Origin of the sequence: Pseudaestuariivita atlantica, assembly GCF_001205715.1 — a bacterium.
In the GTDB taxonomy this organism is placed as follows: domain Bacteria; phylum Pseudomonadota; class Alphaproteobacteria; order Rhodobacterales; family Rhodobacteraceae; genus Pseudaestuariivita; species Pseudaestuariivita atlantica.
Window position 1 is genome coordinate 333,675 of the sequence record NZ_AQQZ01000003.1, and the last position, 24,002, is coordinate 357,676.

Sequence of the window (24,002 nt, forward strand, 5' to 3'; positions counted from 1 at the left end):
ATCGGCCTTCAAGCAGCGGAGCGGTCCCATGGCAGCCTACCAGTACGTTTACCACATGGATGGAGTGTCCAAGACCTATCCCGGCGGCAAGAAGTGCTTTGAAAACATCCGCCTGTCCTTCCTGCCCGGCGTGAAGATCGGCGTCGTCGGCGTGAACGGCGCGGGCAAGTCGACCCTGATGAAGATCATGGCCGGGCTTGATACCGATTTCACGGGCGAGGCATGGGCCGCCGAAGGCGCCAAGGTCGGTTACCTCCCGCAGGAGCCGCAACTGGATGAAAGCCTGACCGTGCGCGAGAACGTGATGCTGGCCGTGGCCGACAAGAAGGCCAAGCTGGACCGGTTCAACGAATTGGCGATGAACTATTCCGACGAGACCGCCGAGGAAATGGCCGCGTTGCAGGACGAGATCGACGCGAACAACCTCTGGGATCTCGACAGCCAGATCGACGTCGCGATGGAGGCCCTGCGCTGTCCGCCGGACGACGCCGATGTCAGCACGCTGTCGGGTGGTGAGAAACGCCGCGTGGCGCTGTGCAAACTGCTGCTCGAAGCGCCCGACATGCTGCTTCTGGACGAACCGACCAACCACCTCGACGCCGAAACCATCGCGTGGCTGCAGCAGCACCTGATCGACTACAAGGGCACGATCCTGATCGTCACGCACGACCGCTACTTCCTCGACGACATCACCGGCTGGATCCTCGAGTTGGACCGCGGCCGCGGGATTCCCTACGAGGGCAATTATTCGTCCTGGCTGGAGCAAAAGGCCAAGCGCCTCGCCCACGAGGCCAAGGAAGACAAGGCCAAGCAGAAAACGCTGGAACGCGAACTGGAATGGATGCGGCAGGGGCAAAAAGCCCGTCAGGCCAAATCCAAGGCCCGGATCGCCGCCTACGAGGAAATGGCCAACCAGTCCGAACGCGAAAAGATCACCCGCGCCCAGATCGTGATCCCCAACGGCCCGCGTCTGGGGTCGAAGGTGATCGAGGTCGAAGGCCTGAAAAAGGCCATGGGCGACAAGCTGTTGATCGAGGATTTGACGTTCTCCCTCCCCCCCGGCGGCATCGTCGGCGTCATCGGTCCCAACGGCGCGGGCAAATCGACGCTTTTCAAGATGCTGACCGGGCAGGAACAACCCGACGCTGGAACCATCGAATACGGCGACACCGTGCAACTCAGCTACGTCGACCAGTCCCGCGACGACCTGAACGCCGATGACACCGTGTGGGAGGCGATCTCCGGCGGGGCCGAAATCATCGAACTCGGCGACGCGCAGGTCAACTCCCGCGCCTATTGCTCGTCCTTCAACTTCAAGGGCGGCGACCAGCAGAAGAAGGTTGGGCTCCTCTCAGGCGGCGAACGCAACCGCGTCCACATGGCCCGACTGTTGAAAGAGGGCGGCAACGTGCTGCTCCTCGACGAGCCCACCAACGACCTCGACGTCGAAACCCTCCGCGCACTGGAAGACGCGCTTGTCGATTTCGCCGGCTGCGCCGTCGTCATCTCGCACGACCGCTTCTTCCTAGACCGCATCTGCACCCACATCCTCGCCTTCGAAGGTGAGGCGCACGTGGAATGGTTCGAAGGCAACTTCGAGGATTATGAAGAAGACAAGAAACGCCGGTTGGGTGCCGATGCGCTGGAGCCGAAGCGGATCAAGCATAAGAAGTTCGTGCGGTAGCATCACATTGAAATCGTGATGAACCGCCGCTTGCCTCGCGTGTAGACGATCAGATTGGTCGTCTCTACTCCCGGCTTGTCGAGAGCATCCAAAATCTTCTCCATCTGCAGCGTGCTGCTGACCTGTATGCCGTTGACAGACTGGATGACATCGCCGGGTGAAATCTTGCTTCGGTCCCAGACAGAATTGGACTCGACGCGGGATACCAACACACCCGTCGTGCTGCCGGGAAGACCCAGTTTCGAGCGATCAGCCGCCATTAGCAGCGTAAATTCGATGCCGAAGCGACCGTAAGTCTCCGTGGCACGTCCGTTTGTATCGAGGTCGTTTTGCCAAAAACTGCGCAGGGCACGCAGTTCGTTACGCAGATTGCCGCTGACTTTCTGGACCTCCTCCGAATTCAGCCCGCAAAATGCCGACATGCGGAAGGTCTCGACCGCCCACGAATTGAAGTTGTTGTCGCGGATGTCGCGGATGACCTGTTCGCAACTTCCCTTCCGCAACTTCGACTGGTTGAACGCGCTGAGGTTTGTGCGCATGTCGGCGGCATTTGCCTTGGCCAGGTCGTATTCGAACCGGGACAGGACGCCACGCTCCCAGCAGGCTTCGAGGATCTTCTCGAACTCCGCGATATCGGCACCGGGGACGAACTGTATCCGGACTGAAAGAAGCTGTCGGCAGAGGTCCAGATCGGTGCGGGAGGCGGTACTGCTTTCGAGGAACGTCTCGTAGATCTCGCCCAGCCCCAGCGGTTGAAGTGACTCCAGCACGCGAACCGCCGCCTTGGTCGCGGTGAACTCCTTCACGCTGGTCCCGATCTTGGAGAAGTTGTAGGCTCCGTCGCCGCGCAGCGACGTGCCGGCATAGTGCAGCGCCACGACCTGCCCGTCCTGGTTCAGCACGGGGCTGCCCGAGCTGCCCTTTTCCGTGTCGCACTGGTGCAGCATCACGCGCGCGTCTTCCTCGGATCGCGGGCCCGCCCGGCACCCGAAACTGGTGATGTGTTTGACCTGCCCCGCCGGGTGGTGGATGACGATCAGCCGGTCTCCTTCGACGGGTTCGGTTTCGGCGAATTCAAGCCAGCCCCATTCTTCGCCGGGCGCGCCTTGCACCTTGAGCACCGTCGCATCGAGCCCCTTGGACGTTTTGAGTTCGGGCAAGACGACACGATAGCTGTCGGTGTCGGAAAGGACGCCGTGGCGATAGTACCCCATCGTCAACTGGGCTTCGCGGATCGGGCTGTCGCCGGGGATGCAGTGGTTGTTGGTGACGATCTCGTCCACGCTGATCAGGAACGCGGTGCACACGCTGACGCCGGCGCCAAGGCGTACTTCAAGCCGTCCGACGGGGCGGCTGAACCGGCGCTCGCGGCTGTTGGCGTTGTATTCGTTCAACCGCTCCCACTTGGCCGAGGATCCAAGGATCGACTCGTTCCCCTCGGTCACGGATTGGGACAGGTTGAAATCGAGTTTTCCCCACGTTTCGGGGCCGAACAGGAAGGATTGCGCCTGCACGCCCGCCGCGCCAAGGGTTGATGAAATGGCAAGAATAGCTATTGCAAACAAACGCATGAAACCGGCTCCTTCTAAAAATTGGGGAGAGTATACCCTATTTCTGCGTGTTTTTTGACTGCCTATTTGTCTGAAAGGTTGCACGGGCACGCCAGGCGGGATGCCGGGCAATAATGGATATTCGGCCCATTCAGGCCTTCCACCGGCAATCATGAGGACCGTTCTTCGGCTTTAGTGTCACGTCGGGCAGGCAATGAAAGAGGCCGCGATTTCCCGGCACGGTGGATGATGCGATGCGACATCCACCCGCCTGCCAAGCTCTGACTGCGAACGCCGATTGGGATAGTCACACGATCGCGCTGTGTGCCCGCCTGAAGAGGCTTGTGATGCTGTCCGAAGGACTGGATAGACTGCGAGACAAGGCACTGGATTTGGGAATCCACCAACGCTAGCCTGCCGGCATGCTGTCACGACGTCTTTTCCTGCTCTCCGCCCTTGCCACAGCCGCCGCCTGCACGCCGACGCCGCGGAGCGTCGAGTTTCCGCGGGGGACGCGGCTCTTCATCTACCGCCATGGCGACCGCACCGACGAGAACCTCAGCGAGAAGGGTATCGCGCGGTCGAAGGCGTTTGCCAAGGCGTTGAAGGACGAGGGGATCGACGCGATCTTTTCGCCGGGCATCCAGCGCAACCTCGACACCGCGAAACCGCTGGCCGAGGCGACCGGGCTGGAGATCACGCGCATTCCGCAAGAAGCACCGACCGCGCGGCTGATGCGCGAAGGCGCGGGCAAGACCATCGTCTGGGTCGGTAACAAGGGCAACCTGCGCCGCATCTGGGAGGACCTTGGCGCGCAGGACCCGCCGCCGCTGGAATACGGCGACCTTTACATCGTCACCCGTGGCCCCGGCGGCATCCCCCGGATCGAGCGCAAGCGGATCGAGGTGTGATCGCCGATTTCACCGTCGCCGACTGGATCGGCGTGGCGGGCTCCTTCACCATTGCGGGCGCCTATCTTGCCGTGACGCGCGGCTGGGTCGACGCCGCGCGCCCGACCTTTCACCTGATCAACCTGTCAGGCGCGGTGATGATCCTGTTCTCGCTCTACTTCCGGCCCAATCCGGGGGCGATCCTGATCGAGGTCTTGTGGGTCGCCATCGCCTCGATCGGGCTGCTGGCGTGGTGGCGCGGGCGCTAGGCGTCTATTCGAGGATGAAGGTCACTTTCAGGTTCACCCGGTACTCGGTGATCTTGCCATCCTCGACCACGACCTTCTGATCCTGCACCCACGCGCCGGTCACGTTTTTCAGGGTCTTGCAGGCCCGGTCGATGCCGTTCTCGGTGGCGTCGTCGAAACTTTTCCTTGACGAGGCGATGATCTCGGTCACGCGTGCAACTGACATGGGGACGACTCCTTTGAACTTGTCTCACGGTCCGAGCCTACACCAGACGACCGGGAAGGCAAAAACGCACCGGGCGGATTACCGCCCCTGTTCGTTCGGATCGTCGCATTTCGCGATCGCCAGCCGCCCGGCGGGCCATGGCGTCATCAGCGCGGCGGCATCCTCTTCGGTGCCGGTCAGCCATGTCGCCACCGCATCCGGTTCCAGCAAGACGCCCATGCGGTGGTGGATCGGTGCCACGTCGGCATTGGGCGCGCAGGTGACGGTGGCCACCTGCGGGACCTCGCGCCCGCCAGGCGCCTGCCAGACGTCGTAGACCGCCGCAAAGAGGCAGGGCGCGCCGTCCGCCTGTTGCAACGACCACGCCTGCTTGCGCCGTGTCTCGCCCGTCCACTCGTACCAGCCCGTCACCGGCACCACGCAGCGTTTCAGCCCGTCGAAGGCAGATTTGTCGAACACGGTTTCCGACCGGGCATTGATCAGCGTTTCCATCACCGGACGCCCGCGCGCGTTCTTGCGGCCCTGCGGGATCAGCTCCCAGCGCATCGCGCGCCAGCCGTCGCGGGTGAGGCAGGTGATGTCCTCCCCCGGCTGGATGTTGGCGCGTGGCGGCGCGGCGGGAGGCGGCGGCTGGCCAAGATCGCGCGCAAGGTCATCGAGCGGCGAGGTGAGAAACAGCCGCCCCGGCATCACTCGACCCGGTCAATCAGGTCGAGCACGGAGGGTCCAAGCGCGTCCACGATCAGCGCCACGCCTTCGGCGGAAGGGTGGATGCCGTCGGGCTGCATGTAGGTGATGATGTCCTGTCCGCTATCGGTGATCCTGGCAAAGAAGGTGGGGAACAGCAGCGTGTCGTATTGTGCGGCAAGCTCGGGATACATCGCGTCGAACGCCGCCTTGTAATCGGGCCCGTAATTGCCCGGCGCGGTCATGCCGACCAGCAGGACGGGGACACCCGCCGCCGCGTCGAGGATGCCGGCAAGGTTGGCGCGGCTGACCGCCGGGTCGATCCCGCGCAGCATGTCGTTGCCACCAAGCGTGAGGATCATGGCATCCACGTCCGGCGTCAGCGACCACGCGGCGCGCGCCAGCCCCCCCGCCGTCGTGTCACCCGACACGCCGCCATTGATCACCCTGACGGCGCGGCCCTGCGCCGTCAGCCAGTTTTCAAGCTGCGGCACGAACCCGTCATCGACCGGCAGGCCGTAGCCCTGCGTCAGGCTGTCGCCGAAGGCCAGCAGCGTGACCTCTTCTGCGGCGGCGCCCGACGCCCCGATGCCAAGCAGCACCGCAAGTGCGACCTTGCCCATCCGGCCCCGAACCCCATATCTGAACCGATCCGTCCAGTATGCGAGCGCCTTCATGACCGACCCCGCCTTCGACCTGACCGATCTGCGCCTGTCGCTTGATGGCAATGCGGGTCGGGTGGATATCCTGCACGGCATCACGCTGCGCATCGCGCGGGGTGAGACCGTTGGCATGGTCGGACCTTCGGGATCGGGCAAGTCGTCGCTCCTCATGCTGATGGGCGGGCTGGAAAGCCCGACCGGCGGCCAGATCACGGCGCTGGGGCAACGGCTCGACACGATGGACGAGGATTCGCTGGCCAGGTTCCGCAGGGACCATATGGGGGTGGTGTTCCAATCCTTCCACCTGATCCCCACCATGACGGCGCTGGAGAACGTGGCAACCCCGCTTGAACTGGCCGGCGCGCGGGACGCGTTCGCCCGGGCCGAGGCAGAACTAAAGGCGGTCGGTCTTGCCGACCGGGCGGGCCATTATCCCGCGCAGCTTTCGGGCGGGGAACAGCAGCGCGTCGCGCTGGCCCGCGCCGTCGCCCCGCGCCCCGACATCCTTCTGGCCGATGAACCCACCGGCAACCTCGACGAGGCCAACGGCACCGCCATCGTCGATCTTCTGTTCGACCTGCGCGACCGCCACGGCGCGACGCTGGTGCTGGTCACCCATTCCCCGTCGCTGGCGGCACGGTGCGACCGCGTAATCCGCCTGCGCGATGGCCGGATCGACGCCGCGCGGGACGCGGCATGAGCCTGCGGCAAGGCGCACGCATCGCCCGGCGCGAGTTGCGCGGCGGATTGCGCGGGTTCCGCATCTTCCTTGCCTGCCTCGCGCTTGGTGTCGCGGCCATCGCCGCCGTGGGATCGGTGCGCGCGGCGATCGAGGCCGGGCTTGCCGCGGAAGGCGCGACGCTGCTGGGCGGCGATGCCGAAATGCAATTCACCTACCGCTTCGCCACGCCCGAGGAACGCGCGTGGATGGATGCGCGCGCCGACGCCGTATCTGAGATCGCCGATTTCCGGTCGATGGCGAACGTGGCCCGCGGGACCGAGACCGAACGCGCCCTGACGCAGTTGAAGGCGGTGGACGACGCCTATCCGCTGAAGGGAGAGGTCGTGCTGGACCCGCCCGTGCCGTTGGCCGAGGCGCTTGACGGCACGAATGGCCTGCCCGGCGTCGTGATGGCGCTCAACCTTGTCGACCGGCTGGCGCTGGAGCCGGGCGACGTGGTGCGGTTCGGGACGCAGGATTTCGCCTTCATGGCGACGCTTGTGAACGAACCCGACGACGCGGGCGGCGGGTTCGGCCTTGGCCCCCGCTCGATCGTGCGCAGGACGGCGCTCGACGCGTCGGGCCTTCTGGAGCCGGGCACGCTGTTCGATACCCATTACCGGCTGGCCCTGCCGTCGGGCAGCGACCTCGACGCGTTGAAGGCGGCGGCGGACGACCGGTTCGGGTCGACCGGCGGGCGCTGGCGCGATGCGCGCAACGGCGCGCCCGGCGTCGCGGCCTTTGTCGACCGGCTGGGAGCGTTCCTCGTGCTGGTGGGCCTGTCTGGTCTTGCCGTTGGCGGGGTGGGCGTGTCAGCGGCGGTATCGGCCTACCTGTCCACCAAGACGTCTGTCATCGCCACGCTGCGGACGCTCGGCGCCGGGCGCGGCACGATCTTCTGGGCCTACGCATTGCAGATCGCGGTCCTGTCGGCCATCGGGATCACCATCGGACTGCTTCTGGGGGGTGGCGCGCCGGTCGTGCTGGCACCCCTGATCGCGTCGCAATTGCCGGTGCCCGCCGTGTTCGCGGTCTACTGGGGACCGTTGGGTGAGGCCGCGCTGTACGGCACGTTCGCCGCGGCGATCTTCACGCTCTGGCCGCTGGCGCGGGCCGAAGAGGTGCGCGCGGCCACGCTGTTCCGCGACGCGCTTGACCGCGCGCGCCTGTTGCCCCGGCCCGCCTACCTTGTCGCCATCTTCGTGGCGGTCGCGGCGCTTGTGGGGTCGGCTGCGTGGTTTTCGGGCACCGCCACGCTCACGCTCTGGACCTTCGGGGGGATTCTCGGTGCGCTGGTGATCCTCGGCCTTGCGGCGGTGGTCCTGCGGTGGTCCGCGCGGCGGCTGTCGCGCCGGTCGCGCGGACGTCCGCCGCTGCGTTGGGCGCTCGCCTCCATCGGCGGGCCGCTGAACGCCACCGGGTCGGTCGTGCTGTCGCTGGGCCTTGGCCTGTCGGTGCTGGCCGCCGTGGGCCAGATCGACGGCAACCTGCGACAGGCCATTCAGGGAGAGTTGCCGGACGTCGCGCCCAGCTATTTCTTCGTCGACATCCAGAAGGACCAGATGCCCGGCTACCTTGGACGGTTGGAGGACAATCCCGGGGTGACCCGCGTGGACAGCGCCCCGATGCTGCGCGGCATCATCACCCGCATCAACGACCGCCCTGCGGTCGAGGTCGCGGGCGATCACTGGGTCCTGTCGGGCGACCGGGGCGTGACCTATTCCACCGAATTGCCCGACAACACCCGTCTCACGGAAGGCACGTGGTGGGACGCCGATTACACCGGCCCGCCGCTCATCAGCTTCGCCGCCGAAGAGGCCGAGGAGATGGGGCTCAAGATCGGCGACACGCTGACCATCAACATCCTCGGACGCGACATCACCGGCACGATCTCGTCTTTCCGGGAGGTCGATTTCTCGACCGCCGGGATCGGGTTCATCCTGTCGATGAACCCCTCGGCGCTGGCCGGTGCGCCGCACAGCTTCATCTCGACCGTCTATGCCGACGCCGAGGCTGAAGGCCCGATCCTGCGCGACCTCGCCCGCGCCTATCCCAACATCACCGCGATCCGCGTGCGGGACGCCATCGACCAGGTGTCGGTGCTGTTGTCCGGCATCGCCTCGGCCACGTCATGGGGGGCGGCGGCGACCCTGCTGACCGGGTTCCTCGTGCTGATCGGTGCCTCGGCCGCAGGGCTTGGCGCGCGCATCTACGAGGCCGCCATACTCAAGACGCTGGGCGCGACCAGGCGCAGGATCCTCGCCAGTTTCGCCCTGCGCGCGGTGCTTCTGGGGCTGGGCGCGGGCCTCGTGGCGCTGGCGGCGGGCATCCTTGGCGGCTGGGCCGTGAGCCGGTTCGTGATGGAGACGGGGTACACGGTCATCTGGCCCTCTGCCCTTGCCATCGTGGCGGGCGGGGTCGTGGCAACCACGCTGACCGGCCTGCTCTTCGCCCGCGCCCCGGTCGAGGCGCGGCCCGCCCGCGTGCTGCGGGGGCGGGATTGAGCATGCCCCTCCGTCACGCTTTCACTGGCCCGCGCAGGGAAAACCGGGCAGGTAGGCTCCATGCCGATCACTGACGCCGAAACGCCCCGCCTCCTGTCGATCCTGCGCGAAGCCGCGCGGGCCGAGATCCTGCCCCGGTTCCGCGCACTGGAGGCGTCCCAGATCGACACCAAGACAACCCATGACGACCTTGTGACCGAGGCCGACACGGGCGCCGAACGGGCGATAACGGCGGCGTTGCAGGCCGCGTGGCCCGAGGCGGTCGTGATGGGGGAAGAGGCGATTTCCGCCGATCCCGCCCTGCGCGACCGCTTGCCCGACGCCGACCTGGCCTTTGTCATCGACCCGGTCGACGGGACGTGGAATTTCGCACATGGCCTCGCAACCTACGGGGTGATCCTGTCAGCCAACGTGCGGGCGCAACCGGTATTCGGCGCGCTCTACGATCCGAATTTCGACGACGCGATCACCGCCAGCGCGGATGGTCCGGCAACCTATGTCACCGCCGACGGCAGGACGCGCGAGTTGACAATCGACCCGACGCCGATCCCCGGCCTGACCGGCTTCCTGCCGCTGAACCTCTTGCCCGAGGACAAGCGCGCGGCGATGGCCGCGACCTATCCGGGCTTCAACCGCGTTCTGAACCTGCGCTGTTCCTGCCACGAATTCCGCCTGATGGCGCAGGGGCATGTCGATTTCATGCTGTCGGCCCGGCTGACGCCGTGGGATCACGCGGCGGGCGCGCTGATCGTCGCCCGTGCCGGCGGGGTCGCGCGGATGCTCGACGGCAGTGCCTACCGGGCGGATCTGCGCAGCGGCTACCTGCTCTGCGCGCGGTCCGAAGAGGTCTGGCAGGACGTGGCCGGGCGGCTGGAGTTCCTGCTCGATCCATGAGCCGCGCTACCCCCCTTATCGACTGGCCTTTGCGGGCGGTCCTGTTCCCGGTTCTGGTGGCGCAGGCCCTGAGCGTGCGCCGCACGGCGCAGATACTGGACGAGCCGCCGGGCCCGCGATCCGGCGGCAAAAAGGGCGGCTTGCGACTGCTGATCATCGGGGACAGTTCCGCCGCGGGCATCGGGTGCGAGCATCAGGAACAGGCGCTGAGCCATCTGCTGCCCGCGCACCTTCTGCCCGACATCCCGACCGACTGGCGGCTGATCGCGCAGACGGGCGCGCGGACGGGGGATGTCCTCGACTGGCTCGACACCGACCCGCCGGGTCCCGTCGACATCGCGGTGACGGCGCTGGGGGTGAACGACGTGACCAAGCTGACGACGCGGGGCCAATGGCGCGACCGGCAGGCGGCGCTTTACGACCGGCTGGGGCAATTGGGCGCGCGGCGCGTCTATGCCTGCGGCCTGCCCCCGGTGGCGCATTTCCCGCTCTTGCCCGAACCCCTGCGCTGGGTGCTGGGACGGCAAGCAGCGGCCTTCGATGCAACGCTCGCCGACCTGTGCCGGGACCATCCGCTGGCCCGGCACGTACCGTTCGAGTTCGACATGGTGGTTGAGGACATGTCCCCCGACGGCTTCCATCCCGGCCCCGGCATCTACGCCGGATGGGCGCGGCACCTGGCCGGGATCATCCGCTCGGACCGCGCCGCTGGACGCATCTGAGCCACCGCGAGGCGGCCCATCAGGCCCGATGAGCGGCTATTCCGCCGCCTCGGCATACTCCTCCATCGGCGGACAGATGCAGATCAGGTTCCGGTCGCCATAGGCATTGTCGACCCGGTTGACCGGCGGCCAATACTTGTCGACCCGGAACGCGCCCGGCGGGAAACACCCCTGCTCGCGCGTATAGGGACGGTCCCAGTCGCGCACCAGATCCTCCATCGTGTGCGGTGCGTTCTTCAGCGCGTTGTTCTCGGCATCGCCGCCATTCTCGATGGCGCGGATCTCCTCGCGGATCGACAGCATCGCGTCGCAGAAGCGGTCCAGCTCCGCCTTGGTCTCGCTCTCGGTCGGCTCCACCATCAGCGTCCCCGCCACCGGCCACGACATCGTCGGCGCGTGGAACCCGCTGTCGATCAGGCGCTTGGCGATATCCTCCACCGTCACGCCCGCGCTGTCGGCAAAGGGCCGCACGTCGAGGATGCATTCATGCGCCACCCGGCCCTTCGAGCCGCGATACAGAACATCATACGCCCCCTTCAGCCGGTCCGCGATGTAATTGGCGTTCAGGATCGCCACGCGCGTCGCCTGCGTCAGCCCCTTGCCGCCCATCATCAGGCAATAGGCCCAAGAGATCGGCAACAGCGAGGGCGAGCCGAACGCCGCCGCAGACACCGCGCCCTCGCCCCCGTTCGGATCGCCGGGCAGGTGCGGCACAAGGTGCGCCTTCACTCCAATCGGCCCCATGCCGGGCCCGCCTCCACCATGCGGGATGCAGAAGGTCTTGTGCAGGTTGAGGTGGCTCACGTCGCCGCCCAGGTCACCGGGCCGCGACAGGCCAACCATCGCATTCATGTTGGCTCCGTCGATATAGACCTGCCCGCCATGTTCATGGGTGATCGCGCAGACCTCCTTCACCGTTTCCTCGAACACCCCGTGGGTCGAGGGATAGGTGATCATCGTGCCCGCCAGCGCATCGCTGTGCTGTTCGGCCTTGGCGCGGAAATCGTCGAGGTCGATCGACCCGTTCGCATCGCATTTCACCGGCACGACCTTCCACCCGACCATCTGGGCGGAGGCCGGGTTGGTGCCATGCGCGTTGACCGGGATCAGGCAGATGTTGCGCCCGTCCTGCCCGTTCGCGCGGTGATAGGCGGCAATCGTCAACAGCCCCGCATATTCGCCCTGCGCGCCCGAATTCGGCTGCATCGAGATCGCGTCGTAGCCGGTGATCGTGCACAGCTTGGCCGACAGGTCGTGGATCATGTGGTTGTAGCCCTCGGCCTGGTCCGCGGGGCAATAGGGGTGCAGCAGCGAAAACTCGCGCCACGAAATCGGCATCATTTCCGCCGCGGAATTCAGCTTCATCGTGCAGGACCCAAGCGGGATCATCGCGCGGTCGAGCGCCAGGTCGCGGTCCGCAAGCCGGCGCATGTAGCGCATCATCTCGGTCTCGGCCCGGTTCATGTGGAAGACCGGATGCGTGAGGAAGTCGCTGGTGCGGATCATCTTTTCCGGCATGTGGTAATGCGGGGTGTAATCCTTGTCCTCGCGGGTGATCCCGAAGGCACGCCAGACCGCTTCGATGGTCGCGGGCCGGGTGCGTTCGTCCAGCGTGATGCCGACCCGCGTGTCACCCACCGCGCGCAGGTTGATGCCCTCGTCCACCGCCGATTTCAGAACCGCCTGCTGCAGTGGCCCGACCTCAACCGTGATCGTGTCGAAGAAGGTCGCGGGCCGCACGTCGAACCCACCCTGTTTCAGCCCCTCGGCCAGCCGCGCGGTCTTGCGATGGATGCGTTGCGCGATGGCTTTCAGCCCCTCGGGGCCATGGAACACCGCGTAGAACCCCGCCATCACGGCCAGCAACGCCTGCGCCGTGCAGACATTCGACGTCGCCTTTTCGCGCCGGATATGCTGCTCGCGGGTCTGCAGCGACAGCCGGTAGGCCTTGTTGCCGTGGCTGTCGACGCTGACCCCCACGATCCGCCCCGGCATCGCGCGCTTGTAGGCGTCGCGGCACGCCATGTAGGCGGCATGCGGGCCACCATAGCCCACCGGCACGCCGAACCGTTGGGTCGACCCCACGGCGATGTCCGCCCCCATCGCGCCCGGCTCTTTCAGCAGCGTCAGCGCCAGCGGATCGGCCGACACGATCCCCACCGCCTTGGCATCATGCAGCGCCGCCATCTGGTTGGTGAAATCGCGCACCTGCCCATGCGTGCCGGGATACTGGAAGATCGCGCCGAACACGGCCTCGGCTGCCATGTTCTCGGGCGCGCCCACGATCACCTCGATCCCCAGGGGTGCCGCGCGGGTCCGCATCACGGCGATGTTCTGGGGATGGCAGTTTTCATCCACGAAGAACGCCGTCGCCTTCGACTTGGCCACCCGCTGCGCCATGGTCATTGCCTCGGCACAGGCGGTCGCCTCGTCCAGAAGCGAGGCGTTGGCGATCTCCAGCCCGGTCAGGTCGCAGACCATCGTCTGGAAGTTCAACAGCGCCTCAAGCCGCCCTTGGCTGATCTCGGGCTGGTAGGGCGTATAGGCCGTGTACCATGCCGGGTTTTCAAGGATGTTGCGCTGGATCGCTGGGGGCGTGACCGTCCCGTGATACCCCTGCCCGATCAGCGAGGTCAGCACCCGGTTCTTCGACGCCACCACCCGCATGTAATGCAAAAGCTCCCGCTCGCTCAGCGCCTTGCCGAAATCCAGCGGCTTCTCCTGCCGGATGTCGGCGGGCACCGTTTCATCGATCAGGGACTCCAGCGACGAGGCGCCGACCACGGCCAGCATCTCGGCCATCTCGGCCGGAGACGGCCCGATATGACGCCGGTTGGCAAAGTCGTAGGGCAGGTAATCGGTGGGCGTGAACGGCATGGCGATCTCCGTTTATCGCGGGGTGGACGCGGTGCGCCACATCCCTGCTTCTTCTCTTCACAAATATGTAAATCCGGGGTCAGCCGCCCCGGATCACCCGATGAATTTCTTGTAGGCGGCTTCGTCCATCATATCGTCCATCTGGGACGGATCGGCGGGTTTCATCTTGAAGAACCACGCATCGCCCATCGGGTCGTCGTTGACCTTGCCGGGCTCGTCGACCAGCGCCTCGTTCACCTCGACGATCTCCCCGTCGATGGGGGCGAGGATGTCGGACGCGGCCTTGACCGACTCGATCACCACGACCTCGTCATCCTTGCTGACCTCGGTGCCTTCCTCGGGAAGTTCGACAAAGACGATGTCGCCCAGTTGCTCGCTGGCATGTTCGGTGATGCCGACGACGATCACGCCGTCTTCCTCGCGCAGCCATTCGTGTTCTTCGGTGAATTTCATGGATCTCTCCCGGTTTTTTTATCGTTTGAACCCTGCGGGGACGAAGGGCAGGTCACTGACCGTGACCGCCATGCGTTTTCCCCGTACCTCGCCCCAGAGCCGCGTGCCTTTGCGGGCCGCGGCATCGGTGACGTATCCCATGGCAACCGGCCCGCCGACCGTCGGGCCGAAGGAGCCGGAGGTGACCTCGCCCACCTGCGCGCCGCCTGTTTCGGCGTCGAACAGCGCAACGCCCGTGCGCATCGGCGCGCGGCCTTCGGGCATCAGCCCCACGCGGTGGCGGCTTGCGCCTTTGTCCAGTTCGGTGAGGATGCGGTCAGCACCCGGAAAGCCCCCTTCCCGCGCGCCACCCGTCCGGCGGGCCTTCTGGATGGCCCATGACAGGCCGGCCTCGACCGGGCTGGTGGTGGAATCGATGTCCTGACCATAGAGGCACAGGCCCGCCTCCAGCCGCAGCGAGTCGCGCGCTCCCAGCCCCACGAGGCTGACACCCGGTTTGCCGAGAAGCGTGGTCACCAGAAGTTCCGCCGCCGCTTCGGGGACCGAGATTTCGTAGCCATCCTCGCCGGTATATCCCGACCGCGACACCCAGCACTCGGCACCGGCCAGCGCGTGAGTGCCGACGTCGAGGAACCGCATCGCGGCCACGTCCTCGTTCAGGTCGGCCAGAACCGCCTCGGCCCCCGGACCCTGCAGCGCGATCAGCGCGCGGGTGGTGACGTGTTTGACGTGGATGCCCTTGGGCTCCAGCGCGGCGCGCATGCGCGCGACGTCGGCCTCGACACAGGCCGCATTCACCACGACGTAGAGGTGATCGCCCCGGTTGGCGACCATCAGGTCATCCTCGATCCCGCCGGCATCGTTGGTGAAGAACGCGTATCGCTGGCGGCCCTCGGCCAGCCCGACGATATCCTGCGGTACCAGCGCCTCGAACGCCTCCGCCACGCCTTCACCGCGCAGGATCACCTGCCCCATGTGGCTCACTTCGAACAGCCCGGCACCGTCGCGCGTGGCGTTGTGTTCGGCCATCACGCCTTCGTACTGCACGGGCATCTCCCAGCCCGCGAACGGCACCATGCGCGCGCCGCGGGCGACATGCAGGTCGTAAAGCGGCGTGCGCCTGAGATCGTTGTCTGTGTCGCCCATCGGCCCTCCGGTTCGTTCCTGCCGGGTCCGTGGAATACGTCCGGCACCTGCCAGCGGCACACGCGGGTGCGCCGTACAGATGCCCCCTCTGTCCTTTTGCCTGAGATCGCTATCCCTTCGGCGACCCGCGCAGGCGCGGATACTCTCCAGAGTGTGTCGTGTCGGATCGGTCCTTGGGCCTGAGAGTTTCCGGGGCGGTTGCTCCTTCGGCAGGGCGGCTGCCCTTCTCCCGTTCCAACGAGTCACTGATTGCGTACAATGGTGCACCGCGTCAAGTGTTTCCCATCGGAAACACCGCGAAATTCACCGACGGCAGATGCCGTCCACCCGCGCGCCGTTCCACGGCAGGATCGTGTCGACGCGCGGCAGGCGCGAGATGGGGAATTCCTGCGCGATCATCTGGTGCAGCCGCGCCGTGCGGGGCGCATCGGGGTCAAGCGCCGAACAGCAGATGTATTCCTCGACGATGGCGCCCTGCTGTTCATACCCGAAATCGAGGAAGGCGCGCGGCGTGTCGGGATCGAACAGGTAGGGATCGTCGCTGGCCCCGTGTTCCCGCGCGGCCTTGAGCGGGTGGTAGCCCGTCCGCGCGCGGTTCTGCCATTGCCAGACATGGGTCAGTTCGTGCCCCAGCAACATCGCTTCGAACAGGTGCAGTCGTTCGGGGTAGTCGGGCACGTACTCGTCCAGCCAGAAATCGCGGTTGAAATAGATCCGGTTGAACAGGACCACGGCAGCCGGGGCGCCGGTCAGGATGTCGGTCTGCGGCGGCGGGAAGATGCGTTCCTGGCAGGTGACGCGCGGCCGTTTCGGGATGCGGAACGTGTAGGCCCGCACGGGCGCGTTGTTCACAAGCCGGACGCGGCGAAGGTCGACCTGGTCACCGTGGATGGCGCGGGCGAAACGGCTTTCGGCCTCGGTCAGCGGGCGACCGCAGGAGGCGGCGACCAGCAAGAGCAGACAGGAAAGGACCAAACGCAATGCCATGCGCGCAGGCTATCCGCGCGCACCGGGAATGCAAATGACAAGCGCGGTGGTTTCAGAACCCGGCGGGCGAGGTGTTGCGGCTTTCCATGCGCTCGAGGTTCACGATGGTCGACAGCATCAGGCGGTCCTGGCTCCAGTCGCCGGGCTTTTTCAGCGTCGCGGCGCCTGCCCCGATCACGATCGCGGTGACCACGATGGGCGCCCAGACCCAGACCAGCCCGGCGCGGTCCGCCGGGCGCACCGACATGGCGGTGATCCGATGGCGCAGGACGCGGATGTTGCGCCGTCCGGCCAGCGCGCGGGAGATGCCGAGGAACGGCACCCGCGCCGTCATCGGGCTGATCTGGCCGCGTGCGTTCAGGCTCGCCTTGCAGACCGACAGAAGGCAGTTGGCATAGGCACGCGGCGTGATCCGCCCGCGCCGCATCAGCGCCTGGTCGACCGACAATTCGCGCAACCGGTCAAGACCGCGCTTCCACAGCCCGAAGAACGGGTTCCAGAAGAACAGCGGGCGCAGAAGCTCAAGCGCAACCTCCCATTCCACGTCGGCCCGGCGCATGTGCTGCATTTCATGGGCCAGCGCGATCTTCATCGCGGTGCTGTCGGCGACCAGCGTCGCGGGCAGCACCACGTGCCGCCGCCGCAGGCCGCGGGTCGAGAAGGGAACGGTCGTGTCGTCGCTGATACGGATGTCGAGGCCGGGCGCGCGGCGCAGGACGAAGGCCTCCGCCACCAGCCGCCGCAGCGCGCCGATCCGCCAGACGGTGCGGGCCAGCGCCAGCGCGAAACCCGCGCCGAAGGCCGCCCAGAGCGACACCGCCAGCGGGCTTTGTGCGGCGGCCAGCTCCTGCACGATCCATGGCCGGATTTCGAGGAGGGCCTGGAACTGAACAGCCTCCATCCCGATCCGCCCGTCGAGGAATTGCGCCAGAACAAGGTCCGAGGCGGTCAGCGACTGGCCGGGCACCAGCCGCGCGCCCAGCTCGATAAAGCCGAGCGCGACCAGAGGCGAGGCCAGCGTGGCCAGCATCAAACCTTGGGTGAACTGGACCTGCGTCGCGTAGTTGTGGCGCAGTCCGCCGTGATCCAGCGCCAGCCGGGCCAGCGCCCACACCATCCACGCCACGGCCAGAAGGATGTTGGCGTCGATGTAGAGGTCGATGAGAAACTTAGTCGTCTGCATCTCCCAGTCTCCTGTCCAAGAGCGCTCGAATTTCCTCCAGGCTTTCCTGGCTCAGACCTGCGTCATCCACCAGGCGTGCCACCAGCGTGGCGGGCGTGTTGTCGAACAGTTTTGCCGAAAGGTTCTGGAGCGACCGGGTCTGGTACGCATCTTTGGACAGGGCCGGCGCATAGATCAGCTGCTTGCCCTCTTTGGTGCTGGTGACAAATCCCTTGTCATCCAGGATACGCATGATCGTCGCGGCCGACGTGTAGGCCAGGTTCCGATCCGGCGCGATGCGCGCCAGGATATCCCGCACGCCTCCCCCCCCGAGCGACCACAGCGCCGTCATGAACTCCAGTTCGACATCCGTCAGCAGGTCGTTTTGTTTTTTGCGTCGCATCGGGTGTCGGTCTGGTTGTCTGCGCTTGGTCTACGAAAGGTTTAGAAGGTCGCGGGCGGTTTGGCGAGTGTTTTGTGGCGAATGGTGCGTGGCGTCAGACCTTCCAGAAGCAGAACACGCCCCACGCGACGGCGATGCCCACGGGCCACCAGAGCGGCATCCCGATCAGCGCCATCCACACGATGAAGATCCACGCCGCGCCGAGAAGCGAGATGAAGAGCCGGTCGCCGCGCGTCGTGACAAGGCCCAGCGCGCCTCGCCGTTCGTCCCCGCCGGGGCGCATCACTTCCAGCACGGTCAGGATCGCCATGGCCCCGAAGATCGCGCAGAACAGCGCGAAGGTGGCGGGCGTCCACGCCATCCAGAAATCGGGCCACAGCGGATCGGTCCACGAAAACCCTTTCTCCTCGACCGGTTTCGACACGTTGCCCCAGCCTTGCGCGGACGCACCGGCGGGAAGAAGCAGGAAGAGCGGCAGGACGCGGTTCATCAGACCCTCCCCAGGGCAAAGCCCTTGGCGATGTAGTTGCGCACGAAATAGATCACGATGGCACCGGGAATGATCGTCAGCGTGCCCGCCGCCGCCAGCAGCCCCAGTTCGTACCCTGCCGAGGACGCGGTGCGCGTCATGGTGGCGGCGATGGGCTTGGCCTCCACCGCGGTGAGCGTCTTCGCCAGCAGCAACTCCACCCAACTGAACATGAAGCAGAAGAACGCCGCCACGCCCACGCCCGACGCGATGTTGGGCAGGAAGATCTTGCCGAAGAAATGCGGGAACGAATAGCCGTCGACATAGGCCGTCTCGTCCAGTTCCTTGGGCACGCCCCGCATGAACCCTTCCAGGATCCAGACCGCTAGCGGCACATTGAACAGCGTATGCGCCAGCGCCACGGCAAGGTGCGTGTCGAACAGGCCCACCGCCGAATACAGCTGGAAGAACGGCAGCGCGAACACCGCCGCGGGCGCCATCCGGTTCGTCAGGAGCCAGAAGAACAGCTGCTTGTCGCCAAGGAAGCGGTAGCGCGAAAAGGCATAGGCCGCAGGCAGCGCCACGAGGATCGAGATGATCGTGTTCAGCGACACGTAGATGATCGAGTTGATGTAGCCCCAATACCACGTCGGATCGGTGAAGATCTTCACGTAGTTGTCCATCGTGAAATCCTGCGGGAACAGGGTGAACCCCGCGAGGATCTCGTTCGTGGTCTTCACGCTCATCGCGATCAGCCAGTAGATCGGCAACATCAGGAACAGGATGTAGACGATGGGGATCAGGTGCTTGGCCCTCATTTGGCGTCATCCTTCGTCATCAGCGAGTAGAAGACCCAGCTGACCAGCAGCGTGATCGCGAAGTAGATCAGGCTCATCGCCGCAGCCGGGCCAAGGTCAAACTGCCCCAGTGCGATCTTCACGAGGTCGATCGACAGAAGCGTGGTCGAGTTGCCGGGGCCCCCGCCCGTCAGGACGAAGGGTTCGGTGTAGATGTTGAACGAGTCCATGAACCGCAGAAGGATCGCGATGGTCAGGACCGATTTCATCTTGGGCAACTCGATGTAGCGGAAGACCGACCAGCGCGACGCCCCGTCGATCCGCGCCGCCTGGTAGTACGCGTCCGAGATCGACACGAGCCCCGCATAGCTGAGCAGCACGACCAGCGAGGTCCAGTGCCAGACATCCATCACGATGATGGTGATCCACGCCGCCAGCGGGTTCTGCGTCATGTCATAGGGCACGCCGAGCACGTCGTTGAGGAAATAGCCCAGCATCCCGATCTTCGGCAGGGCAAAGATGTTCCACATCGCGCCCACGACGTTCCACGGGATCAGCATCGGCAGCGCCATCAGGACAAGGCAGACGGGCACCCAGATGCCCTTGCGCGGCATCGACAGCGCGATCAGGATGCCCAGCGGCACCTCGATGGCGAGGATGATGCCGGTGAACAGGAACTGCCGTCCAAGGGCGGCATAGAAGCGTTCGGAATTCAGCAATTGCTGGAACCAGTCGAGCCCCTGCCAGAAAAAGAGGTTGTCGCCGAACGTCTCCTGCACCGAGTAGTTCACGACCGTCATGATCGGCACCAGCGCGTTGAACGCGACCAGCAGCAGGACCGGCAGGACAAAGAACCATGCCTTCTGGTTTTCGGTTTTCATGCCGCGTCCTCCGTCACGTTCCATCCGTCGCGGTAGGCACGGGTGCGGTCGGGCCGGAAGCTGAGCCGCACGTCGGTCCCCGCGGGCGGGGGCGTGCCTTCGACCTTGGCCTTTACGGTCAGGTCGCCCAGCCGCGCCTCGACAATCGCGTGGCGGCCCACGTCGGACACGCGCGCCACGGTGGCGGGCAGGCCGGTGTCGCCCAGTTCCACGAATTCGGGGCGCACGCCGATCTCCACCGCGCCGTCACCCGCCACGCGGCCTGCCATCGGCACGGCCACGTCGCCCAGCATCACTTGGCCCGCATCGACGCGCCCCGGCAGGATGTTCATCCCCGGCGAGCCGATGAAATGGCCGACGAAGGTATGCGCGGGGCGTTCGAACAATTCGACGGGCGTGCCGATCTGCACCACCTCGCCCTCCTGCATGACCACGACCTTGTCGGCGAATGTCAGCGCCTCGGTCTGGTCGTGGGTGACGTAGATCATGGTGGCGCGGACGCGCTGGTGCAGTTCCTTCAGCTTGGAGCGCAGTTTCCATTTCAGGTGCGGGTCGATCACCGTCAGCGGCTCGTCGAACATCACCACGTTCACGTCGTCGCGCACCAGCCCGCGGCCCATCGAGATCTTCTGCTTGTTGTCAGGCGACAGGTGCGCGGCGCGGGTGTCGAGCATGTCCTCGACCTCCAGCATCGCCGCGATCTCGGCCACGCGCTCGGCGATGCGGGCCGGGGCCACGCCCCGGTTCTTGAGCGGGAAGGCAAGGTTCTGGCGCACGGTCATCGTGTCGTAGATCACCGGGAACTGGAACACCTGCGCGATGTTGCGCTTGTCGGGCGGCAGGCCGGTCACGTCCTGCCCGTCGAACAGGATGCGCCCCTCGGACGGGGCCAGAAGGCCCGAGACGATGTTCAGAAGCGTCGATTTCCCGCAGCCGGACGGGCCCAGCAACGCGTAGGCGCCGCCGTCCTCCCACGTGACATCGACCTCTTTCAAGGCGTAGTCGTCGGGGCCCTGCGGGTTGGGCATGTAGGAATGCCGCAGATGTTCCAGCCTGATTTCAGCCATTTACGCCACCATCTGCCCGTCGGGCGCAAAGAAATAGCAATGGGTCGGGTCCATGTAGAAGCGGTGCGCCTCTCCGACCTTGTAGGGATGCACACCGGGGGCCAGCGACACCCAGTCGCCCGTGGCCATCCGGAAATGCGCGCTTGTCTCGGAGCCTGAAAGCTCGGTCACGATCACCTCGCCCTCCAGCGGGACGGTCGCGCCTTCCTCGGCCACCGGCAGGACGTGATGCGGGCGGATCGCGACGCTGTAGGGGCCATCGGCCAGCCCCGCCGCCGCTCCGGTCAGCGTCCAAGTGGCCGCGCCCATGCGCACCGTGTCACCGGCCTTGACCACGTCGCCCACGTTGATCGGGGGATCGGAAAAGACCTGCGCCGCGCTCAGCGTGGCGGGCTGGCGGTAGATGTCGGCGGTGGGGCCGAACTGCACGACCTGTCCGTCCTGCATCAGCGCGGTCTCGCCGCCCAGCAGCAGCGCCTCTTCGGGTTCGGACGTGGCATAGACCACGACCGCACCACGGCCCTTGAACAATTCGGGAAGCTGTTCGCGCAATTCCTCGCGCAGCTTGTAATCGAGGTTCGCCAGCGGCTCGTCCAGAAGCACGGCGCGGCTGTCCTTGGCGATGGCGCGCGCCAGCGCCGTGCGCTGCTGCTGCCCGCCCGACAATTCCGACGGGCGGCGGCCCAGCATGGGGCGCAGTTGCAGGATGTCGGCGGCTTCCTCGACCCGGCCCTGGATCTCGCTTTCGGGCATGCCCGCGACGCGCAGGGGGGAGGCGATGTTTTCGAACACCGACATGTGCGGATAATTCACGAAGAATTGGTGGACGAGGCTGATCCGGCGTTTCTGCGTGCCCAGCCGCGTGACGTCCTCGCCATCGAACCGGATGGTGCCGCCGGCCAGCGGGTCGAGCCCCGCGATCAGCTTGATGAGGGAGGTCTTGCCCGCCCCCGTCTCGCCCAGCAGGACGTTGAAATGCCCTGCCTTCAGGGTCAGCGTCGTGGGCTTGATGTGGGTGAATTGCCCCACCCGCTTGGTGATGTTCTGAAGTTCGATCATCGGGAGGCCTGTCAAACGTAGGGTGGGCACGACACCCACCCTACAACCGTGATCGGGGGCGACCGGACGGGCCGCCCCCAAGGGAGATTTACTGCGACTGCCAGCGGGCCACGAGCTCGTCATAGTTGACGGTCTCGCCCTGCGGCTTCTCGTTGTCGAGCGGCGGCTTGGCACCACCGTTGGCGTACCAGTATTCGGCGTCGCGCTCTTCGTTCAGACGCGGGCCACAGCCACCATAGACGTTCTGTGCCTCGTCCGCGCGCTGCATCCGGGCCATGGTGATGTCCATCTCCTCGGCCAGCCGGTCCATCGCTTCCTGCGGCGTGAAGGCGCCGGAGTTCACGTCACCGATCTGCTGCCACCAGATTTGCGCCAGCTTGGGATAGTCCGGCACGTTGATGCCAGTGGGCGACCATGCCACCCGGTCAGGCGAGCGGTAGAACTCGACCAGACCACCCAGTTTGGGCGCGCGTTCGGTGAACGACTCGTGGTTCACGGACGAGTCGCGGATGAAGGTCAGACCCACGTGGGACTTCTTCACATCGACCGTCTTGGACGTCACGAACTGGGCATAAAGCCATGCGGCCTGCGCCCGATCCGACGGTGTGGACTTCAGGAAGGTCCACGATCCCACGTCCTGGTAGCCCACCTTCTGGCCTTTTTCCCAGTAGGGGCCGTGCGGCGACGGGGCCATCCGCCACAGCGGGTTGCCATCGTCATCGACGGTGTTGTTGCCTTCGGATTTCGGCTTCACCATGTCGGCGGTAAAGGCGGTGTACCAGAAGATCTGCTGGGCCACGTTGCCTTGCGCCAGTGCGGGCAGCGACTGGTAGAAGTCATAGGACGCCGCACCCGGAGGCGCGTAGTTCCGCAGCCATTCGTCCCACTTGCGGATCGCGTAGACCGCCGCGGGGCCGTTCGCCGCACCGCCGCGCGAGACGCTTGCGCCCGCAGGGTTGCACGAACCGGCTTCCATACGGATGCCCCATTCGTCGATCGGCACGCCGTTCGGCTCACCTTTCGACCCGGCACCGGCCATCGACAGCCATGCGTCGGTCATGCGCCAGCCAAGGTCGGGCGCGCGCTTGCCGTAATCCATGTGGCCATAGATCGCGACACCGTCGATTTCCTTCACGTCTTTCGAGAAGAATTCGGCGATGTCCTCGTAGGCCGACCAGTTGACCGGAACGCCCAGGTCATAGCCGTACTTTTCCTTGAAGGCCGCTTGCAGGTCTTCGCGGTCGAACCAGTCCTTGCGGAACCAGTAGAGGTTCGCGAACTGCTGGTCGGGCAGCTGGTAGAGATTGCCGTCCGGGCCGGTCGTGAACTGGAGGCCCATGAAGTCATCCAGATCCAGCGTCGGCGAGGTCGTCGCCGCCCAGTCACCCGCCATCTGTTCGGTCAGGTTGTAGGCCAGTTGCAGGCGCGAGTGCGTGCCGATCAGGTCGCTGTCGTTGACATAGCCGTCATACAGGTTCCGGCCCGTCTGCATCTGCGTCTGGACGGCCTGCACCACCTCACCCTCGCCGAGGATCTGGTGGTTGACCTTGATGCCGGTGATTTCCTCGAACGCCTTGGTCAGCACGTCCGACTCGTACCCGTGCGTCGGGATGCCTTCGCTGAGGACGTTGACTTCCATCCCCGCGTAAGGCTTGGCCGCGTCGATGAACCACTTCATCTCGGCCATTTGTTCGTCTTTCGAAAGGGTCGAAGGCTGGAATTCGCTGTCGATCCATTTCTGCGCTGCCGCTTCATCAGCGAACACGCTTGTACCCCCTGCCGCAACGGCCGACGCCGTCAGGGCAAGGACAAGATACTTCCGCATCTTTCTCCTCCCATGATTGTGCAAACCGGTTGGAGCCGGTCACGAAACAGTGAAGCGGATCGGCGGAAAACTGTCAAACTAATTTTTT

Annotated in this window: 23 protein-coding genes and 1 riboswitch; of the genes, 7 read left to right on the forward strand and 16 right to left on the reverse strand. The window is 65.6% G+C overall.

Annotated elements, in window-relative coordinates:
• The first annotated feature begins 28 nt into the window (after positions 1-28).
• A complete protein-coding gene (gene ettA / locus ATO11_RS08225; RefSeq protein ID WP_050530351.1) occupies positions 29-1,684 on the forward strand; it encodes an energy-dependent translational throttle protein EttA in 1,656 nt (551 codons plus the stop codon).
• A gap of 2 nt (positions 1,685-1,686) precedes the next feature.
• On the opposite strand, the gene ATO11_RS08230 is transcribed toward ettA, so the two are convergent.
• Positions 1,687-3,408, reverse strand: a complete 1,722-nt coding sequence (locus ATO11_RS08230) for a S1 family peptidase (protein ID WP_082176218.1) — start codon at positions 3,406-3,408, stop codon at positions 1,687-1,689.
• Positions 3,409-3,656: 248 nt separating this feature from the next.
• Here ATO11_RS08230 and ATO11_RS08235 point away from each other — a divergent pair, with 248 nt between their 5' ends.
• Entirely contained in the window at positions 3,657-4,145 is a 489-nt protein-coding gene (locus ATO11_RS08235) for a histidine phosphatase family protein (RefSeq protein WP_050530353.1), read from the forward strand.
• Complete coding sequence (locus tag ATO11_RS08240) at positions 4,142-4,393, forward strand: CBU_0592 family membrane protein (RefSeq protein WP_050530354.1); 252 nt, start codon at positions 4,142-4,144, stop codon at positions 4,391-4,393. Before ATO11_RS08235 ends, ATO11_RS08240 begins: the two co-directional genes overlap by 4 nt.
• Positions 4,394-4,397: 4 nt before the next feature.
• Here the strand turns inward: ATO11_RS08240 and ATO11_RS08245 are convergent, their stop codons facing one another.
• The 3 genes from ATO11_RS08245 to ATO11_RS08255 all read right to left on the reverse strand — a co-directional run bounded on the left by ATO11_RS08245 (position 4,398) and on the right by ATO11_RS08255 (position 5,962).
• Entirely contained in the window at positions 4,398-4,598 is a 201-nt protein-coding gene (locus ATO11_RS08245) for a dodecin family protein (protein ID WP_050530355.1), read from the reverse strand.
• Positions 4,599-4,676: 78 nt separating this feature from the next.
• Positions 4,677-5,288, reverse strand: coding sequence for an SOS response-associated peptidase (locus tag ATO11_RS08250; protein ID WP_050530356.1), 612 nt, complete (start codon positions 5,286-5,288; stop codon positions 4,677-4,679).
• The gene (locus tag ATO11_RS08255; RefSeq protein WP_082176219.1) at positions 5,288-5,962 is read right to left on the reverse strand and encodes an arylesterase; all 675 of its coding nucleotides are present in this window, start codon (positions 5,960-5,962) and stop codon (positions 5,288-5,290) included. The genes ATO11_RS08250 and ATO11_RS08255 overlap by 1 nt, the downstream gene beginning before the upstream one ends.
• Here ATO11_RS08255 and ATO11_RS08260 point away from each other — a divergent pair.
• The 4 genes from ATO11_RS08260 to ATO11_RS08275 are packed head-to-tail and all read left to right on the forward strand — an operon-like array spanning position 5,961 to position 10,788.
• The gene (locus ATO11_RS08260; protein ID WP_050530358.1) at positions 5,961-6,647 is read left to right on the forward strand and encodes an ABC transporter ATP-binding protein; all 687 of its coding nucleotides are present in this window, start codon (positions 5,961-5,963) and stop codon (positions 6,645-6,647) included. The two genes, ATO11_RS08255 and ATO11_RS08260, sit on opposite strands and share 2 nt — an antisense overlap.
• Entirely contained in the window at positions 6,644-9,172 is a 2,529-nt protein-coding gene (locus ATO11_RS08265; RefSeq protein WP_050530359.1) for an ABC transporter permease, read from the forward strand. Before ATO11_RS08260 ends, ATO11_RS08265 begins: the two co-directional genes overlap by 4 nt.
• A 60-nt stretch (positions 9,173-9,232) precedes the next feature.
• Positions 9,233-10,066, forward strand: coding sequence for an inositol monophosphatase family protein (locus tag ATO11_RS08270; protein ID WP_050530360.1), 834 nt, complete (start codon positions 9,233-9,235; stop codon positions 10,064-10,066).
• Entirely contained in the window at positions 10,063-10,788 is a 726-nt protein-coding gene (locus ATO11_RS08275; protein ID WP_050530361.1) for an SGNH/GDSL hydrolase family protein, read from the forward strand. The genes ATO11_RS08270 and ATO11_RS08275 overlap by 4 nt, the downstream gene beginning before the upstream one ends.
• Before the next feature lie 36 nt (positions 10,789-10,824).
• Here the strand turns inward: ATO11_RS08275 and gcvP are convergent, their stop codons facing one another.
• The 12 genes from gcvP to ATO11_RS08335 all read right to left on the reverse strand — a co-directional run bounded on the left by gcvP (position 10,825) and on the right by ATO11_RS08335 (position 23,914).
• A complete protein-coding gene (gcvP, locus tag ATO11_RS08280; RefSeq protein ID WP_050530362.1) occupies positions 10,825-13,665 on the reverse strand; it encodes an aminomethyl-transferring glycine dehydrogenase in 2,841 nt (946 codons plus the stop codon).
• 93 nt (positions 13,666-13,758) lie between these two features.
• A complete protein-coding gene (gene gcvH / locus ATO11_RS08285; protein ID WP_050530363.1) occupies positions 13,759-14,118 on the reverse strand; it encodes a glycine cleavage system protein GcvH in 360 nt (119 codons plus the stop codon).
• Between the two features lie 18 nt (positions 14,119-14,136).
• Positions 14,137-15,264, reverse strand: coding sequence for a glycine cleavage system aminomethyltransferase GcvT (gene gcvT / locus ATO11_RS08290; protein WP_050530364.1), 1,128 nt, complete (start codon positions 15,262-15,264; stop codon positions 14,137-14,139).
• A 157-nt stretch (positions 15,265-15,421) separates the two neighbouring features.
• Positions 15,422-15,506: riboswitch (glycine riboswitch) on the reverse strand.
• Positions 15,507-15,567: 61 nt separating this feature from the next.
• Positions 15,568-16,251 carry a hypothetical protein gene (locus tag ATO11_RS08295; protein ID WP_050530365.1) on the reverse strand — a complete coding sequence of 228 codons (684 nt, stop codon included), beginning with the start codon at positions 16,249-16,251 and terminating at the stop codon, positions 15,568-15,570.
• A 52-nt stretch (positions 16,252-16,303) separates the two neighbouring features.
• Positions 16,304-17,434, reverse strand: coding sequence for a M56 family metallopeptidase (locus ATO11_RS08300; RefSeq protein ID WP_050530366.1), 1,131 nt, complete (start codon positions 17,432-17,434; stop codon positions 16,304-16,306).
• Positions 17,421-17,816, reverse strand: a complete 396-nt coding sequence (locus tag ATO11_RS08305) for a BlaI/MecI/CopY family transcriptional regulator (protein ID WP_050530367.1) — start codon at positions 17,814-17,816, stop codon at positions 17,421-17,423. Before ATO11_RS08305 ends, ATO11_RS08300 begins: the two co-directional genes overlap by 14 nt.
• A gap of 94 nt (positions 17,817-17,910) precedes the next feature.
• Positions 17,911-18,306 (reverse strand): DUF2160 domain-containing protein, encoded by a 396-nt coding sequence (locus ATO11_RS08310; RefSeq protein WP_050530368.1) that lies wholly within the window; start codon positions 18,304-18,306, stop codon positions 17,911-17,913.
• Entirely contained in the window at positions 18,306-19,103 is a 798-nt protein-coding gene (locus tag ATO11_RS08315) for a carbohydrate ABC transporter permease (RefSeq protein ID WP_050530369.1), read from the reverse strand. The genes ATO11_RS08310 and ATO11_RS08315 overlap by 1 nt, the downstream gene beginning before the upstream one ends.
• Complete coding sequence (locus tag ATO11_RS08320; RefSeq protein ID WP_050530370.1) at positions 19,100-19,963, reverse strand: carbohydrate ABC transporter permease; 864 nt, start codon at positions 19,961-19,963, stop codon at positions 19,100-19,102. Before ATO11_RS08320 ends, ATO11_RS08315 begins: the two co-directional genes overlap by 4 nt.
• Complete coding sequence (locus ATO11_RS08325; RefSeq protein WP_050530371.1) at positions 19,960-21,030, reverse strand: ABC transporter ATP-binding protein; 1,071 nt, start codon at positions 21,028-21,030, stop codon at positions 19,960-19,962. The genes ATO11_RS08320 and ATO11_RS08325 overlap by 4 nt, the downstream gene beginning before the upstream one ends.
• Positions 21,031-22,089, reverse strand: coding sequence for an ABC transporter ATP-binding protein (locus ATO11_RS08330; protein ID WP_050530372.1), 1,059 nt, complete (start codon positions 22,087-22,089; stop codon positions 21,031-21,033).
• A gap of 88 nt (positions 22,090-22,177) precedes the next feature.
• Positions 22,178-23,914 (reverse strand): ABC transporter substrate-binding protein, encoded by a 1,737-nt coding sequence (locus tag ATO11_RS08335; protein ID WP_050530373.1) that lies wholly within the window; start codon positions 23,912-23,914, stop codon positions 22,178-22,180.
• Between the last annotated feature and the right edge of the window lie 88 nt (positions 23,915-24,002).